Origin of the sequence: Paenibacillus sp. GCM10023252 (genome assembly GCF_042653305.1) — a bacterium.
In the GTDB taxonomy this organism is placed as follows: Bacteria; Bacillota; Bacilli; order Paenibacillales; family Paenibacillaceae; genus Pristimantibacillus.
This window is the reverse complement of the sequence record NZ_JBHSHW010000021.1, coordinates 43,562-59,424: the sequence shown is the minus strand read 5'-3', so window position 1 is coordinate 59,424 and position 15,863 is coordinate 43,562. Positions and strand designations below refer to the sequence as shown.

Genomic DNA, 15,863 nt, shown 5'->3' with positions numbered 1-15,863 from the left:
ACAAGCCAGCTTTTACAGCCCAACACTCTCCAATACTCGATAGAGATAATACTCAGATGTGTTAGTTAAGACCATATAGTTTCCTGCATAACTGTAGAGGAGATAAGCACTTATTGTGATAGTAGCTAGCATTGGCAGCCATCTGTAGATGAAGGGTCCATGTAATTTGCTGACAAGGAACAAGTAGGAGGCGGCATAGATGACAAGGAGTATGACAGATGCATAGAAGTAACCAGGGACTGGATAATCATTGTCTCTTAGCATCTCTCGTTCCTGTTCGTCGTGGAACCCCTCAGGAATCCGCTCAGGATCTGCAAAAAACTCAATAATGTCTACATCCTCTGCATTCATGTTAAATTTGCTCATGAAGTCATATGGTTCCTTGGTAAAGCCAAGCAGCTCACTTACCGAGACCGAAGCCTTAACCTGTATTGCAATAGTAAGCACACTTATTATGACGGGGATAAAAAACAACACCTGAAAAATAATAAAGCGAATCATGACGGCCTTGCCTAACTTCATAACGTTCATTCCTTACTGACATTGGTGATTGTCTGTTTCTGATAGGGATAATCAATCTGCTTCTTAACGAACCTGCTTCCGAGCTCATTCCTGGATAAGCCTCAGTCAGCTTTTATTAAAAACTCACGTATAGTCTGATGAAGCTTCTCCCGTTCAGTACTCCGAATATTATGTCCAGACTCATGAAACTGGACCTCCTTGCACTCCTCACTCATCTCACGATATCTCGACATATGCTCTTCTGAGATCAGACTATCCTCTAACATCCCCCTTAAAATAAGTGTCGGCATATATAATTTGTGAGTTAGATACAGCTGAGTGGATTGTTCCTGAATCCCCCTGACTGCTGTCCGAGTAATATTTGTGACTCTACGGTATGGAATTAAGTAATTATGAATGTATTCGTCAGCCCAACCATCTGGCATGGCCTTGTGCTCTGGAGGGTAATCTTCTAATAGGATACTCTTAACCTTGCTAGAGTTGCGCTCAACGTAAGCTAAGGCATAGGAGACTCCTCTCGAATTAGCTAACAGGTGAAAAGTCCTGAGCGACAGATGTTCAACTAATCCTTCCAAGTCTTCAACATGATCATGCAGATCGTAACCAGTTAGAGGAGTCTCACTCTGACCTCTCCCGCGGAAGGATAGTACAATGCCACGTCTAGGCAGAAGCTCCATCAACATATCTTCATATTCTTCCGCTGTCTCCGACAATCCAGGGCAGATGATAAGGGGAACCATAGAAGCATCCGATAAAGGCTTAGAATCCATATAATGTATCCGATTAGGGTTATAGAAAAAGCTTGAATCAAGCGCCATTAGTAGTGCCCCCTTCCCTTATCACTGTCTTAGTTTAACAAAGCGATAACCCGTAATCTCATAACCCATTCCCTTGTAAAATTTATGCGCCGCTTTTCGTTCTTCCTTCATTCCGCTTGTTAGATATAACACGGATGACCCTTTTTCAGCTGACCAGCTATTAACAAATCCCATTAGGGACCTACCTATTCCTCTTCCCTTGTACTCCGAATGAACGACTAATGCAGATATTTGGGTCACAGGACCATCAATCTCATAATTACTTAGAAGACGCACTCCAATCATTCCTGCAACAATTCCCTCATGTTCAGCAACAAAGGTGAAATACGAAGGATCAGAGTTAATGATAGCCATTCTTTTATCCATGTCATGTTCGGATGTAGGATATCCTAGCTCCCCCATTAACACAGCAATTGCACTGAGATCAGTGGATATATAGTCTCGAATATGTATCAAGGCAAGACCTCCCAAGACTTACAACATAAATCTTCTTCTGTTATAACTGAACGTCCCGAATTCAATTTTCAGAGTTGCACCACTGCTGAATAAAACTTCATATTGGAGAGTATTGATATTGTCTGAGCTACAAGCTGTCCGTCATGTAGACTCTCAAATCTGAAGAAGCGATAATTTCTAGAACTCAATTGTTCTTTTAACTTTTCCAACTGCAATATATATTGCTTTTCGTTCTCTATCCATTGATTTCGGCTTTCTTGTTTGCTTTCGATCGTTTGCAGCCCTTCCCATAGCTCAATCCTGAAATACTTCAATACTCTGCCCTCATCACATATGCCATGATAATTCCCTTCCGCCAATCACATGATAATGCAAATGCGGAACTTCTTGCTGTCCGTCTTTACCAATATTCGTTATAACTCTGAACCCCGATTCAGCAATTCCAAGCTTCTTCGCTACTTGCTGAATACTAACATGACAGCGATAGATAGCCGATTGGTCTTCATCTTTAATGTCCATAATGCTCTCTATATGTTTTTTGGGAATGACAAGTGCGTGAACCGGAGCCATAAAATGAAGTCCGTAAAAAGCAAGCACATCCGTATCTTCATATATAATATCTGCTGGGACTTCTCTCGAAACAATGTTACAAAATACACAAGAAGACATAAGGATTGGTACTCCTCCTATTCGTTAATGTTAAAGCTTCTTCACCATGTCTTGTCCAAAGTAAAATCCCTTAAGATGCTGATCAAAGTACTCCTTCAACTTAGGTTGTTTAATGGAGTACTGGACTTGACCCTTTATGGCATCAATTTTAGTTATAAATATACTTTCGAGGTTGTACTGTATGCGGACTTCCCGCTTAGACTTCATTCGAATAACGATTCCCATGCTTATATTTGCAGGAACAGCAACCAGCTTGGAAATGTCAGCTTTTGGGGATAAATTAATCCACTGCACAATTCTTAATATCTCATCATGGGTTAGATCAATATCTTCGAATTTGATTCGTGCTCCATCACCATCGCTCGTGTAGACTGCTTTTTGCATTTTTGTTGTGGAAATCTCTCGAATCTGAATCGGCTTATTTATATTATCGTTGCTCCATAAGCTGTTCTGTTCATAGTCCATACAGAAGAGTACCACTGCAACACATAAAACAAATAGCAATAATTGTTTCTGGTTTGGTATTATTCTTTTCATAATGCCCCCTAAATCTCAAGAGAGATTCCATATCATATGAGCAATAAGAGGAAAGGGTCCATATCATCATTTTTCAGAAAAACTAGAAAGTCATCAAGTATCACATGAATATTAAAGTTAATTCCCAACTCGTTAAGACTACACAGTTGCTCGTGAATAGAAGTTCCCTTTTTATACCAGTTCATCGAAACAACTTCCCTCACCACTCACCAAGAAATCCGACACCCTCTTCAACATCCGGATAATCTTCCTGTGGATTAATACTCCATAAGCCGGCGAGAGACATGACGTCTTCTTCACTAGGCGACCATAACTTGTCATAATCCTCTTGACTGATATCAGAGACTCTGAAGTTTAGTTGTTTTTCCTCTTCCGTAAGGGCTCCATCATTCCATATGAGTTCACCTGATTCACCTGAATAAGCAAATTTTCTTGTGAACTTGCCTTTCTCGATTTTCACCCAAGCATGATACTCAACAACTCGATGAGATCCGAAATACTGTGCAGACTCATAATTTGCCGCTATACGATTAAGGAGAGCGTCAAGTCCATCATTGCTCGCATCCGGGATGCTGGTTGATACTACTAGAGTCCAGCCATGCACAGGAGGACTGACGAATACCATCCCATCATACGCACTGTTAATTCCAGAGCTCCAATTTGCAGCTTGAACATTGTGCAATTCTAATTGCCGAACAACATGCTCCGTATCGGATGTTTGTATAGCTAACCACTGAACTTTGTAACCGAATGGTACAGGTTTGTCAGGAATCGTGCTTATTGTAGTCGGTGATGCTTCTGCTGACATCTGTTTCAAGTCGACGGCTGACTCTGAGTTTTTAGAGAATAATCTTGTAAAAAATGATTTCAAAGTCCCACCCCTTATTACTTGTGATTTTTTTAAGTAATCTCTAATTTCATCCAATTCATTCGTAACCAATAATACTTCTTGCGTCGATGTCCTTAAGATCATATAAGTAGGAAGCTTCGTAATCTTATACGGTTTGCCAGGAAAGCCTTGAGCTACTATATCTACTTCTAATCCCTGCATCTCTTCATCTGTAAGTGGATGATCATCAAAATATAATAATGTCCTGCTTGTGTTATTAATATTTTCGTCTAGGTAGATGGAAGTGGCAAAAAATACGATGAAAGACGCCACCGTAATCATGAATATGTATTTGATTCTATTGTGGTTTCTACTCATTTTCCAGCCTCCACTAGCGATGAATTCAAGTAAGCTGACGGAGCAGGAAGTGATTCGATTACTACAAGCACATCTGACAGTTCAAACAAGGCTGCTCTATACCTTTTACGAGGTTCTACCTCTTCTCCATAGGTTCTTAATGCGAACGTTCCAATATCTGTTATAACCATGCTCGTGCCCCTGTGTTGATCATAGGTATCTATAACCTTAACCTCTACCATCACCGGTCCTCTATAACCGTCTACCACGTTGAATAACAGAGCAATGCTGCTTAATACAAGGATGGGAATCATGATGATCCAGCTCATGATGTACCTTAATACTTCCCAAGCTCTTCGCTGAGGTTTATTACTCTTGGCAAAGCTGCCTACGTAAGTACAGAGATAGATGCCGAACGAATGAAGGAATATTTCCCATGTAAGCCTAATACCATAAACAGTCGTAAACTTCAGCCATATTATCTCCGTCAGGCATGCGGCAAAAATAAACACTCTAATAAGAGAAAGCGGCTGTCGGTACCACTTCTCCTTCTCATAATACGTAAGTCTAGTTATCGGCATCATAAGTCTCCTGCCACCTCATGGTGAATTGATATAATCAACTTACCACATATCTCCTCTAATGGGATAGACATAGATTGCCTCTATGTCTATCCACGCCAAAAGAGCCCTTGCACATGCAAGGACTCTTCCGCATTCTCATTACATTCTATCGCTTCATTACACTTCAAACGTTCGAATTCGCTCAGCCATCCAATCATTCACCTTAATCATATCCACGACTGGCTGGCCCGTGTAAGGCTGAGTATGCATATATCCCGATGCGGCAGGGCCGAACTCTGGTGTAATGGTCATGAACTCCTTGCCCTCGCTCTTGCGCAGCCGAATAATCTCCTGCCACCAAGTCTGGAAGCGATTCAACTCAACTGCATACTCAGGGGCACCCGGATGAGGAACTTGAGGCCCCTCAGCATAGCCGACACGGCCATGAATATGGATAGCGCGTTCGAGAGCAAGCTTAAGATCCTCTTCATTATCCTCAAGCAAGCTCTCCGTCACACAGCACCAATGGCTCAGGTCGGCTGTAATACGAAGGTCAGGCAATGCCCGCAGCAGCGCAGCCGTTGCCCAAGGGGTGAACATAGCACGTGATCGATGCGTCTCATGTCCGACCTGAATGCCGATAGCCTTCTCTACACGGAGCGCAGACTCGAAGAATTGAAGCTGCTTATCCCAATGCATACTGTCCTTAGCACTATGGGATACGATGAGGATCGGCTCGAATTCAGCAGCTCTGTGCGCTTGCTCAGCGAAAGATTCCTCATGGTTACCAGACGTGACGACTTGAGCAATGTACGTCAGACTTAATTCTTTAAGCAAGCCACGGAACTCCTCAGCTTGATGCTCTGGAGGAAGGGGAGCCTCGATTCCCGCATATCCCTTCGCAGCCGCCATTGCGAGCTGGTCTCTATAGCTGCCTTCAAGTCCCCACAAGGCTTGATGAATGTTAATCTCCATGTTTCGGAATCTCCTATTTCTAATCGATTGTTATTCGTTTACGAACTTGCTTCCTGCAATGTTTTTTCCTCTAGCCAGCCAGATCTTGAAGTCTGGGTTTTTGTCTGGGTAGACAAGCGCCTCTGTTGAGAAGTATCTCATCGTATACCCGCAGCGGCGGTAAGGGCTCGTATTTGCTTTTGCCCCGTGAATAATACGCGAATCATGCAGGGAGCACTCGCCCGGCTCCAGCTCGAAGTACACCGCTTGAGATTCATCTACGCTTTCTTTTTTTATTTGTGTATTGAACGTATTTACCGTTCCATCAATTTCTTCATACTCGGAGAAGCCGTTGCGATGCGTGCCAGGAATGACGCGCATACATCCGTTTTCTTCCCAGCTCTTGTCGAGTGCAAGCCATACCGTAATGATTTTATCGAAGGAGCTCAGACGGCCATTCCAGTAGGCAGAATCTTCATGCCAAGGAGTCGCGCGTCCAACAATCGGATCTTTGCAGATGAAGTGACTGGACCACAGACCGATATTCGGACCAATGATAGGCTCTACTAGATCAAGCACCTCTTCAGACAACAAGAAGTCTAGCAGACGCTCATCGCGGAAGTGGGGGGTATCCAGCTCATCCGACAGCTTGCTTCCTTTTTGGGCAAGCTGTTCTTCGAATATTCCATTCAACAAGCTCATCTTCTCCGCACTGAATAATGGCTTCTTATACAGATAATAGCCCTGCTCGTTATAGAAGTTCGTCTCTTCCTGCGTCAACGTCACACTTGTATTCATCGTTGTTGCCTCCTAAGGTTCGATTAAGTTCTTGGTCTCATTATAAAATAAAACGCCGAGAACCTACTCGGCGTTTCCTTAGTGAAAGTATGCATTTTTTCAGATTACTTCATCTTCCTCTTGTCTAGGCCGCGGTACTTGACTGGTGAGACGCCGTACTTCTCCTTGAATACCCGCTCGAAGTGTCCTAACGTATTGAACCCCGACGCGAATCCAATCTCCGTCACGGGTAGGTTCGAAGCCTGCAGCAGAGCCTCTGCGAATTGCAGCCGAAGCTGCTGTACATAACTGACGAATGACATGCCTACCCAGTCCCGGAAGCATCCGCTGAAGTAATTGGCCGAATATTGCGCTTGCTTGGCCGCTTGTTCGAGCGTAATATTTTCACGGAAGTGAAGATGAATGTACATGAGGGCGCTCTGTAGGTTGGGCTGAGCCATCTGGGTATGCTGAAGTCTGGATAGCTGCACCTGCTCGCTTCCCCGATATAGATCGATGAGCAGCCGCTCCAGCGTGCACCGAATCATCTCCTCACTGCCCACACGCGGTTCTGCGAGCTCTTGCCGTATTCGATCATACTCCCACACCGTACGCTCTCGGATGGAATCAGGGTAGGTATACTGCAGCTGGCGCATATTGTGGAAGAGCAGCTGCAGAGTTGTACCATTAATGTATCGCTCTGAGAAGATGACGTTATAGATATCCAGCGAGCCACTGTCAATCGTCAGCTCATGGAAGTCAGCGGGAGTGAGCAGGAAGATCGTACCCGCGGTCAGAGGAAGCGCATGTCCATTCAAGTGATGGGTCCCGCTCCCTGACACCACATAGCTTAGCTCATAGAATTCATGCCAGTGCAGCTCAATCGTCTCGTCATGCGTCCCTCTGTAGATCTGCATGTGGCCGGAGTTCATGTATTCCTCAGTCGTTAATCGGTCCGGTTGCTTCTTCCTCATCTCGCTTGCGGCACCCTTCTCATTCGACATCCTCTATGAGCTCGAAGTTCTGGTCGAACCTGGCCTTCGGATCCGAGAATACGACTTCCTTCTTGTTGAAGCTGTCCGGCTCGAACCAGTCGTACTCCTCTTGCATCGGATGGTCATTCTCAAGAATCATCTGATAGGCATGGATTCCGCCGCAATCTTCTGGTGGACAAGCCCTCTTGCCAGCCAGACAGATCGGGTACTCCACACTGCTCTCGCTAGGGAACACCCCTTCGAATTCGATGCGATGCTCCCAGTAATCTCCGAAGTCATAGACGTAGGAGGCCACTTTATTGTCCGGTTTAAAATAATTCAATATCTTATTGCTCCAGCCTTGAAGCACTTCGCGAGAGTCGAATTCATAATTGGGAACTCCGATGGCCATTTTCCTTCCGTTCTTAGGATTACGGATAGAGAACTCATGAAGATGCGAGTCATGCCACCCCATCACATCTTGTATGGCGACATGCAGATCCCAGAACGTATAGGATTTAGGCACCTGAATTCTTCTCCATACAGGCGGCTTCGCACCTTTCAACGATATCTTGAATTGATAGACTTCCCTTGGTCTGCTCATGTTGGCTGCTCTCCTTATTTTTAATTAGCAAGCTCTCGATTTGTGGCTAATGGAGCTAATAATACATGGTTGAATGGAATGACTAAGCATGGCTTGTCCTCCAATCTGTTCTTAACAACCCATACACGACATGGTCATGATACTGTCCATCATTGAACTCAATGGCTCGGAGAGTCCCTTCCTTCTGGAACCCTAGCCGTATCGGTATGGCCTGGCTTTTAGGATTATCTGTTCTGGCCCTAATCTCAATTTTATTCAAGCCTAATTCATTGAACAAGTAGTTAATCATTGCTCTGCAAGCGTCGGTCATGATTCCCTTGCCTTGATGCTCCTCGCTGAGCCAATATCCGATAGAGGTATACCTTGAGTCCCAATTGATATCATGAACGCCGATGTTGCCTGCATACTGATTATTATAGAAGATTCCGCATGAGAATCCTTTATTTTCAGAGAAGCGCTTCAATTCCACTTGAATGAATGAACGTACATCATTCTCGTCATGGGTAGAGGATACCCAAGGTAAGAATCGACCCAGATACGCTCGATTTGCCTCAATCACTTCTAGCACAGTGAGAGCATGCCGCGTCTCAAGCAATTGAAGATGGATATCCTGTCTGAGTTGATAAGTGAACATGCTATCTCTCCCTTCTATTCGAATGAATTTATGTGGCTTTCATTAGAGATTGAGACTAGACGCTTACTTCCTGATTATCTTAATAATGTCAAGCGAGGTCAATGACCGTTTTCACACTTAACTCTCCTCACTATGTCAATTACGCTTATATTTGGCGTTGCAGGCGTCGCACCATCACATTCCGAGCTCTATCATCCTGTGCCTGAGTGAATGGGATAGTGTGCAAAAGGAGAAAGAGAGTGCCGCCCATCCACCCACCAGTCGAACTCTTGCAGCACAAAAAAATCCCACAGTCTCTCCTGCCGACTGTGGAATCCTCTTATTAGTTCCTATTAATGACAACGAGCTTCAGCTCCGTCATCTCCTCCATCGCATACTTAATGCCTTCCCTGCCCATACCGCTCTGCTTGACGCCGCCGTATGGCATATGGTCAACGCGGAAGGTTGGGACGTCATTAATCATAACGCCGCCTACTTGAAGCCGCTCCGCCGCATCCATTGCCGTTCGCAGATTCTCGGTGTAGATGCCGGCCTGCAGACCGAAGTCAGAGTCGTTCACTAGCTCAATGGCTTCACTTACCGAGTCCACCTTATTAATAAGCACGATCGGTGCGAACACCTCCTTGCAGGACACCCACGCCCGAGGACCAACATGCAGCAGCACCGTCGGACGCAGGATGCCATGTTCTGCCGCGTAGCCGCCTAACGCAACCTCAGCTCCCAGCTGCTTCGCTTGCTCAATCCAATCCAATGAACGGGCGAGATCCTTCTTCGTAATAAGAGAAGACACGTCCGTATTCACATCAAGCGGATCTCCGAGCTTCAGCCCCAGCGCCGCCGCAACGAACTTCTCCGTGAACTCCGTGAACTTCGCCTCTCCAACGACGTACACCCGCTGCAGGGAGATGCACACCTGCCCTTGGTAAGCGTAAGCCCCCATTACGCAGCGAGGAATAATGGCATCCACACTCACATGATCATCGACGATGAGCGCTGAATTCGAGCCAAGCTCGAGCGTTACTCGCTTAAGCCCCGCCTTGGCCTTGATCGAAGCGCCTACCTCAGGACTGCCGGTGAACGTTATCTTCGCTACCCTAGGATCCGTGACAAGAATGTCTCCTATCGCCTTGCCGCTGCCCGTCACGATATTCAGCGCACCGGCCGGCAGCCCCGCTTCCTGCAGCAGTTCGCCAATGAAGTACGCCGACAGCGGCGTCTGATTAGCTGGCTTAAGGACGATCGTATTCCCCGAAGCAATCGCAGGACCAACCTTGTGAGCGACCAAGTTCATCGGGAAGTTGAACGGAGTAATCGCCGCTACGACGCCCATCGGTTCCCGCACGGTGTAGGCGGTCCGATGATCCCCTCCTGGAGCCGCATCCATCGGAATCGTCTCCCCGTGAATTCGCTTCGCTTCCTCTGCGGCGAACTTGTACGTCTGGATCGTCCGGTCCACTTCGGCCAATGCTGTCTTGAACGGCTTAGCCGCTTCCAGAGCAATTAACCGTGCTCCTTCCTCACGTCGCTCCCCTAGCAGTAAGGCGAGCTTTTCCAGGATAACAGCACGTTGATGAGCGGGCATTCGCCTCATCGTCTCTCTCGCCTGCTCCGCTGCTGCGATCGCAAGTCCAACCTCCCGCTCCGACGCTGCAGGCACCTCAGCAATAGCTTCCCCGCTATATGGAGCGTACAGGGTCACATAAGACTCGGCTTCCATCCATTCGCCGTTAATGAACAGATGTCTAATCATTCAATTCTTCCCCCTCTTCCTATCTGTCTACTACCACTGCTTCAATGCAGACTCCGCATGAAGCTCCTCAAGAACTTCTTCTATTATAGAGAGACCCTCCTGCAACTGCTCATCGGATATGACCAGTGGTGCCAGGAATCGAATGACGTTGCTATGCACTCCCGCACTGAGCAGCACAACCCCCTTGCCGAAGCTCGACTGAATCACCTGAGCAGCCAGCTCCTTGCCAGGCGCCCCGGTCTTCGGATCAATGATCTCAATCGCGCACATCGCACCTAGACCCCGAACCTCACCGATACACGGATATTTCGGCTGCAGTGCACCGAACCTTCCCCGGATCATCTCCCCCATCTCCCGAGCCCTCGCCGGCAGGTCCTCCCGCTCCATCTTCTCAATAACCGCAAGGGCAGCCACACAGCCCAGCGGGCTGCCACCATAGGTGCCGCCAATCTCACCCGGATTCGGTGCGTCCATCATCTCTGCTCTGCCGACGACGGCGCTGATCGGGAATCCCGCAGCGAGCGACTTCGACAGCGTCATCAGATCCGGCTCAATGCCGAAGATGGTACTGGCGAACATCTCACCCGTGCGGCCGAAGCCCGTCTGAATCTCATCCGCGATGAACAGGATCCCATGCTCCCGGCAGATGCGGTAGATCCCCTGCACGAATGATTCAGGCGGAACGATGAAGCCTCCTTCTCCTTGCACGGGCTCCATGATGACCGCCGCCACTTCCTCAGGAGCTGCCTCCGTCAAGAGGAAGTCCTCGAACTGCTTCACGCAGAACTCCGAATACTCCTCTTCTGTCATCCCCGCCGGCCTCTGATAAGGATAAGGGAATTGCGCCTTATACGTGGCTGGAGCGAACGGCCCCATCTGGAACTTGTACGGCTTAACCTTACTAGTCAGTGACATTCCTAGCAGGGTACGGCCATGGAAGCCGCGGGTGAAGGAGACAATACCGGGTCTGCCCGTATACTTGCGAGCAATCTTGACCGCATTCTCAACCGCCTCCGCCCCGCTGTTCATGAACATCGCCTTCTTCGCATGAGTCCCCGGTGTAATCTGTGCCAGCTTCTCGGCCAGCGCAACGTAGGGCTCATACATGCCGACATGGAAGCAAGTGTGGAGATATTGATCCAGCTGCTTGTGCAGCGCCTCCACCACCTCCGGCGGACAATGTCCGGCATTAACGGTTCCAATCGCCCCTGCGAAGTCGAGGTATTGGTTCCCATCCACATCAACCAGCAGCGCCCCTTCCGCCTTCTGCACGAACAAGGGATGATTATTGCCTACCCCCTTGGCTACAGCTTGCTGCCGTCTGTCAATTAGAGCTTGTGTCTTGGGTCCCGGAAGGTCAGTCCCTCCAGTTACGAATTGACGTGCGATCCCCATCGTTGTCGTCTCCTTCATCATGAGCTGTACCAGCCGAGCGGCTCGACTGCAAGATTCGTATTAATCTGCTTAACCTCCGTATACTCCTCGAAGCCGAAGGTGCCCAGCTCCCGTCCGATGCCGCTCTGCTTGTAGCCGCCCCATGGCGCTTCATTATAAGTGGGATGATAAGTATTAATCCACGTAATGCCTGCTCTTAGCTTCCGAATCACACGCTGCGCCTTCGCCCCATTGCTCGTGAACACTGCACCGGCCAGCCCATAGATCGTGTCATTCGCCATCGCTATCGCTTCCTCTTCATTCTTGAAGGTCTGCACGACCAGCACCGGCCCGAAGATCTCCTCACGAACTATTCTCATACTAGGCTCACAATCTGTGAAAATCGCAGGCTCCATATAAAACCCGCCCTCATACTCCCCGCCGGTCAAGCGGCTGCCGCCGCAGAGCAGCGTCGCGCCTTCGGCCTTGCCAATCTCCACATAGCCCAGCACCTTGTTCAGATGCGCTTCCGAGACAAGCGGCCCCATCTCTGTTCCGTCGGCCAGTCCGGGACCAACCTTAATCGCCATAGTCCGCTCGACAAGGCGAGCAATAAATCTATCATAGAGTGACTCTTCCACCAGCAAGCGGGAGCCCGCCGCACACACCTGACCGGAGTTGGCGTAAGCAGCGAACAGCGCATATTCCACAGCCGCTTCGAAGTCGGCATCCGCGAACACGATATTGGGGTTTTTGCCTCCTAGCTCTAGTGATATTTTTTTCAAGTTGCCGGTTGCGGCCTGCATGATCTTCCTTCCCGTGTCCGTTCCGCCTGTGAAGGCAATCTTGTCAACGTCGTCATGTGCTGCTAAGGTCTGTCCCACCGACGCTCCAGCTCCTAACACAAGGTTGACAACTCCAGGCGGGAATCCCGCTTCCTCAAGTATACCGAACAGCTCCACAGCCGAGATCGGAGTAATCTCAGCCGGCTTGAACACAACCGTATTGCCAGCAGCGAGCGCCGGTGCCAGCTTCCAGGCTGCCATTAAGAGCGGATAGTTCCACGGAATGATCTGACCGCATACGCCTATAGGCTCTCGCACGACAACCGCTTGCATCGGGTCAGACACCTCATACGATTGTCCATGCGGCTTCGTCGCGAGTCCCGCATAGTAGCGGAAGCAAGCAATCGTATCATTCACATCGAACTCCGCCTCGCGCAGCGGCTTCCCATTGTTCAGTGTCTCCAGCCTGGCGAACTCCTCCTTGCGGCTCTCCAGCAGGTCCGCAGCCTTGAACAACAGGCGAGCTCGCTCTGCCGCTGGTGTTCCCCACCAGCCTCCTTGGTAGAAGGCCGACTTAGCTGCAGCCACTGCGCGATTCGCGTCTTCTTCGCCGCCTTCCGCAGCCACCGCTATGAACTGGCCGCTCGCTGGATTCACAATGTTCCGCGTCTCTCCAGATGCCGCCTCTGTCCACTCCCCATGAATGAACATCTTCAGTAGATTCTCTGCCATCGTCTCCATTCCTCCCATCCTCTCACTTCGGCTGCTGCTGCGTAATGCAGTGAATATTGCCGCCGCCAAGTGCAATCTCCCTCGTGTTAACCTGTACCACCTTACGCTCCGGGAACAACCCGCATAGCTGTTCATAAGCGGCAGCATCATGCCGATCGCCGAACGAAGGCATGACAACCCCTCCGTTGCATATATAGAAGTTCACATAGGAAGCGGCGAACTGCGTTCCCGTTGCCCGGTTATAGCTCCTCCTCGCTCGGTCAATGAGCCTTGCTTCCTCATCCGAGATCTTCATTGGATCAGGGATATGAATCTTATGCACCTCCAGCTGCCGGCCTCTCGCATCGGTTGTCCCGCTCAGCACCTCATAGGCAGCGTTCAGCCGCTCGTACTGGGGGCTCTCGGGATCATCCGTCCAGCTCATCGCGACGACCCCCGGTCTGATGAAGGCGGCCACCTCATCCACATGGCCGTCGGTCTCGTCATACATCAGCCCTTGTTGCAGCCATATAATCTTCTCCACGTTCAAGTACTCGTGCAGCCTCTCTTCCACCTCTGCACGCCTCATGCCAGGATTCCTATTTTCATTCAACAGACACTGCTCAGTTGTAATGAGCGTCCCTTCCCCATCTACTAGGATCGCACCGCCTTCGAGGATGAACGACTGACAGTCGTATCGGCTCTTGCTCTCCATGTCCAGCACCTTCTGCTTCACGAGCAGATCCTGATCCCATGGGAAGTACAGTCCGCCATTCAACCCGCCCCAAGCGTTGAACCCCCAATCCACCCCTCTAACCTCGCCCTCGTCATTCTTGACGAAGGTCGGCCCGATATCTCGCATCCAAGCGTCATTCGACGACATCTCCACGATACGCACCCGGGAAGGGAATACAGATCTCACATGCTCATACTGTATCGCGGAGACCCCGATTGTCACGGGCTCGAACTCCGATATCGCCAGCGCCACCGCCACGAACGCGTCCTGGGCAGGCTTGGCGCCGAGCCGCCAGGTGTCCGTCCGCACCGGCCACAGCATCCAGGTCCCTTGATGGGGTTCGAACTCACCCGGCATGCGGAATCCATCTTGTCTCGGCGTGCTTAACAACGTCTCTGCCATATCTATACGAAGCCCTCCTTATACCAAGGAATTAGTACGGCTTAGTACTTGGCGGAACGTCGACACCACTCGGTCTACATCGTCCTTCGAGATCGTCAGTGGCGGTTCAATTCGAATCGTCTTGGAATTAATGAGCGTCCCCGCAACAAGTACCCCTTCGTCGAACATCCCCTTGGACACTTCGTAACCGACCTCGTCCTGGTGGAATTCTATGCCTATCATGAGACCGATGCCTCGTATCTCCATCACCTTGTCCTCATGGCCCATGCTCGCCTTGCGAAGCTCCTCAAGGAAGTATAGGCCAATCTCCGCCGCTCGCTCAGGCAGCTTCTCCTCCAGCAGTACATCAATCGTGGCAATCGCGGCCGCACAGGCGAGCGGATTCCCGCCGAACGTCGTCGTGTGCATGAATGGGTTAGGGAAGAAGCTCTTGAACACCTTCTCCTTCGCAACGACCGCCCCTGCGGGCATGACGCCACCGCCGAACGCCTTAGCTAGACAGAGAATGTCCGGTACAACACCATACAGCTCGGAAGCGAACATCCGCCCCGTTCGGCCCATGCCGGTCTGCACTTCGTCGAACACGAGCAGGGCGCCATACTCGTCACACAGCTCCCGCACCTGGCGCAAGTAGTCTGGTGGAGGAAGGATAATGCCGCCTTCTCCTTGTACGGGCTCCAGCAGGACAGCAGCGATATCTTCTCCGACTGCCGCGGCAGACCGGAACGTCGACCGCATCGCTTCAATATCCCCGAACGGCAAGTGCTTGAACCCAGCGATGAGCGGCAGGAACGGCTTCCGGAACATCCCCTTCGCTGTCGCAGACAACGCGCCAAGCGTTTTGCCATGGAAGGCGCGTGTTGTTGCGATAATCGTCGTTCGGTCGCTGTACATCTTAACCAGCTTCAGGGCTGCCTCGACGCTCTCTGTCCCGCTGTTCGTGAAGAACGAATACTTGAGGTCACCCGGCGTAATACGCTCCAATATCTTGGCCAGCATCGCCCGAAGCGGATCCAGCAGATCCTGACTGTGCAGCGCCTGCCGCTTCAGCTGATCCTCGACCGCCTTCACGACCTTAGGATTCCGATGCCCGACGTTATAGATGCCGAATCCGCCGAGACAGTCGATGTATTCCTTGCCATTCACATCCTTGAAGCAGGAGCCATTGTCCGACCACTCCACCGCTGCGAACTGGCCGCCTTGGGTTACCGTCTTCCGATACTCCAGGAATCCAGGATTGACGTTCTCCCGAAATCCTTCGACCGTCTCCTTCGTAATCCACTCCGCATCTTCCTTCGTCACTTCGCTCTTCTCAATGAGCTGCAGTACCCGCTTAATATAGGCTTGCGTCTCTTCTGTTACGGCGGTCTGTTGCCCTGCTATTGGTTGTTGAATGGACATGGGATGATTC

The 15,863-nt window shown here is 49.7% G+C and carries 17 protein-coding genes; all 17 read right to left on the bottom strand.

What is annotated here, in order from left to right:
- Positions 1-12 precede the first annotated feature (12 nt).
- Positions 13-522, bottom strand: a complete 510-nt coding sequence (locus tag ACFO9Q_RS11205) for a hypothetical protein (RefSeq protein WP_379181871.1) — start codon at positions 520-522, stop codon at positions 13-15.
- 101 nt (positions 523-623) lie between these two features.
- Complete coding sequence (locus tag ACFO9Q_RS11200; RefSeq protein ID WP_379181869.1) at positions 624-1,340, bottom strand: alpha/beta fold hydrolase; 717 nt, start codon at positions 1,338-1,340, stop codon at positions 624-626.
- A gap of 21 nt (positions 1,341-1,361) precedes the next feature.
- Positions 1,362-1,796, bottom strand: a complete 435-nt coding sequence (locus tag ACFO9Q_RS11195) for a GNAT family N-acetyltransferase (protein ID WP_379181867.1) — start codon at positions 1,794-1,796, stop codon at positions 1,362-1,364.
- Positions 1,797-2,123: 327 nt separating this feature from the next.
- Positions 2,124-2,465: a histidine triad nucleotide-binding protein gene (locus tag ACFO9Q_RS11190; protein ID WP_379181865.1), complete on the bottom strand. Its 342-nt coding sequence runs from the start codon at positions 2,463-2,465 to the stop codon at positions 2,124-2,126.
- 30 nt (positions 2,466-2,495) lie between these two features.
- A complete protein-coding gene (locus tag ACFO9Q_RS11185) occupies positions 2,496-3,002 on the bottom strand; it encodes a hypothetical protein (protein ID WP_379181863.1) in 507 nt (168 codons plus the stop codon).
- Between the two features lie 199 nt (positions 3,003-3,201).
- Positions 3,202-4,209 carry a hypothetical protein gene (locus tag ACFO9Q_RS11180; protein WP_379181861.1) on the bottom strand — a complete coding sequence of 336 codons (1,008 nt, stop codon included), beginning with the start codon at positions 4,207-4,209 and terminating at the stop codon, positions 3,202-3,204.
- Positions 4,206-4,772: a hypothetical protein gene (locus ACFO9Q_RS11175; protein WP_379181859.1), complete on the bottom strand. Its 567-nt coding sequence runs from the start codon at positions 4,770-4,772 to the stop codon at positions 4,206-4,208. The genes ACFO9Q_RS11180 and ACFO9Q_RS11175 overlap by 4 nt, the downstream gene beginning before the upstream one ends.
- Positions 4,773-4,928: 156 nt before the next feature.
- Entirely contained in the window at positions 4,929-5,726 is a 798-nt protein-coding gene (locus ACFO9Q_RS11170; protein WP_379181857.1) for a sugar phosphate isomerase/epimerase family protein, read from the bottom strand.
- Positions 5,727-5,756: 30 nt separating this feature from the next.
- Positions 5,757-6,503 carry a phytanoyl-CoA dioxygenase family protein gene (locus tag ACFO9Q_RS11165; RefSeq protein WP_379181855.1) on the bottom strand — a complete coding sequence of 249 codons (747 nt, stop codon included), beginning with the start codon at positions 6,501-6,503 and terminating at the stop codon, positions 5,757-5,759.
- 104 nt (positions 6,504-6,607) lie between these two features.
- Complete coding sequence (locus ACFO9Q_RS11160) at positions 6,608-7,456, bottom strand: helix-turn-helix transcriptional regulator (protein WP_379181852.1); 849 nt, start codon at positions 7,454-7,456, stop codon at positions 6,608-6,610.
- A 19-nt stretch (positions 7,457-7,475) separates the two neighbouring features.
- A complete protein-coding gene (locus ACFO9Q_RS11155) occupies positions 7,476-8,060 on the bottom strand; it encodes a plasmid pRiA4b ORF-3 family protein (RefSeq protein ID WP_379181850.1) in 585 nt (194 codons plus the stop codon).
- Between the two features lie 82 nt (positions 8,061-8,142).
- Positions 8,143-8,694, bottom strand: a complete 552-nt coding sequence (locus ACFO9Q_RS11150) for a GNAT family N-acetyltransferase (RefSeq protein ID WP_379181847.1) — start codon at positions 8,692-8,694, stop codon at positions 8,143-8,145.
- Positions 8,695-9,016: 322 nt separating this feature from the next.
- The gene (locus ACFO9Q_RS11145; protein ID WP_379181845.1) at positions 9,017-10,444 is read right to left on the bottom strand and encodes an aldehyde dehydrogenase family protein; all 1,428 of its coding nucleotides are present in this window, start codon (positions 10,442-10,444) and stop codon (positions 9,017-9,019) included.
- Positions 10,445-10,474: 30 nt separating this feature from the next.
- Positions 10,475-11,839, bottom strand: a complete 1,365-nt coding sequence (gene gabT / locus ACFO9Q_RS11140) for a 4-aminobutyrate--2-oxoglutarate transaminase (RefSeq protein ID WP_379181842.1) — start codon at positions 11,837-11,839, stop codon at positions 10,475-10,477.
- A 17-nt stretch (positions 11,840-11,856) separates the two neighbouring features.
- Positions 11,857-13,335, bottom strand: coding sequence for an aldehyde dehydrogenase family protein (locus ACFO9Q_RS11135; protein WP_379181840.1), 1,479 nt, complete (start codon positions 13,333-13,335; stop codon positions 11,857-11,859).
- Between the two features lie 22 nt (positions 13,336-13,357).
- On the bottom strand, positions 13,358-14,452 hold the full coding sequence (gene aguA / locus ACFO9Q_RS11130) for an agmatine deiminase (RefSeq protein ID WP_379181838.1): 1,095 nt from the start codon (positions 14,450-14,452) through the stop codon (positions 13,358-13,360).
- 18 nt (positions 14,453-14,470) lie between these two features.
- Complete coding sequence (locus ACFO9Q_RS11125; protein WP_379181836.1) at positions 14,471-15,853, bottom strand: putrescine aminotransferase; 1,383 nt, start codon at positions 15,851-15,853, stop codon at positions 14,471-14,473.
- Positions 15,854-15,863: the final 10 nt, after the last annotated feature.

Coding starts and splice junctions, on each gene's coding strand:
- ACFO9Q_RS11165 (WP_379181855.1), bottom strand. CDS start 6,503: ATGAATACAAGTGTGACGTTGACGCAGGAAGAGACGAACTTCTATAAC.
- ACFO9Q_RS11145 (WP_379181845.1), bottom strand. CDS start 10,444: ATGATTAGACATCTGTTCATTAACGGCGAATGGATGGAAGCCGAGTCT.
- ACFO9Q_RS11135 (WP_379181840.1), bottom strand. CDS start 13,335: ATGGCAGAGAATCTACTGAAGATGTTCATTCATGGGGAGTGGACAGAG.
- ACFO9Q_RS11190 (WP_379181865.1), bottom strand. CDS start 2,465: ATGTCTTCTTGTGTATTTTGTAACATTGTTTCGAGAGAAGTCCCAGCA.
- ACFO9Q_RS11150 (WP_379181847.1), bottom strand. CDS start 8,694: ATGTTCACTTATCAACTCAGACAGGATATCCATCTTCAATTGCTTGAG.
- ACFO9Q_RS11155 (WP_379181850.1), bottom strand. CDS start 8,060: ATGAGCAGACCAAGGGAAGTCTATCAATTCAAGATATCGTTGAAAGGT.
- ACFO9Q_RS11185 (WP_379181863.1), bottom strand. CDS start 3,002: ATGAAAAGAATAATACCAAACCAGAAACAATTATTGCTATTTGTTTTA.
- aguA (WP_379181838.1), bottom strand. CDS start 14,452: ATGGCAGAGACGTTGTTAAGCACGCCGAGACAAGATGGATTCCGCATG.
- ACFO9Q_RS11170 (WP_379181857.1), bottom strand. CDS start 5,726: ATGGAGATTAACATTCATCAAGCCTTGTGGGGACTTGAAGGCAGCTAT.
- ACFO9Q_RS11180 (WP_379181861.1), bottom strand. CDS start 4,209: ATGAGTAGAAACCACAATAGAATCAAATACATATTCATGATTACGGTG.
- ACFO9Q_RS11175 (WP_379181859.1), bottom strand. CDS start 4,772: ATGATGCCGATAACTAGACTTACGTATTATGAGAAGGAGAAGTGGTAC.
- ACFO9Q_RS11205 (WP_379181871.1), bottom strand. CDS start 522: ATGAAGTTAGGCAAGGCCGTCATGATTCGCTTTATTATTTTTCAGGTG.
- gabT (WP_379181842.1), bottom strand. CDS start 11,839: ATGGGGATCGCACGTCAATTCGTAACTGGAGGGACTGACCTTCCGGGA.
- ACFO9Q_RS11125 (WP_379181836.1), bottom strand. CDS start 15,853: ATGTCCATTCAACAACCAATAGCAGGGCAACAGACCGCCGTAACAGAA.
- ACFO9Q_RS11160 (WP_379181852.1), bottom strand. CDS start 7,456: ATGAGGAAGAAGCAACCGGACCGATTAACGACTGAGGAATACATGAAC.
- ACFO9Q_RS11200 (WP_379181869.1), bottom strand. CDS start 1,340: ATGGCGCTTGATTCAAGCTTTTTCTATAACCCTAATCGGATACATTAT.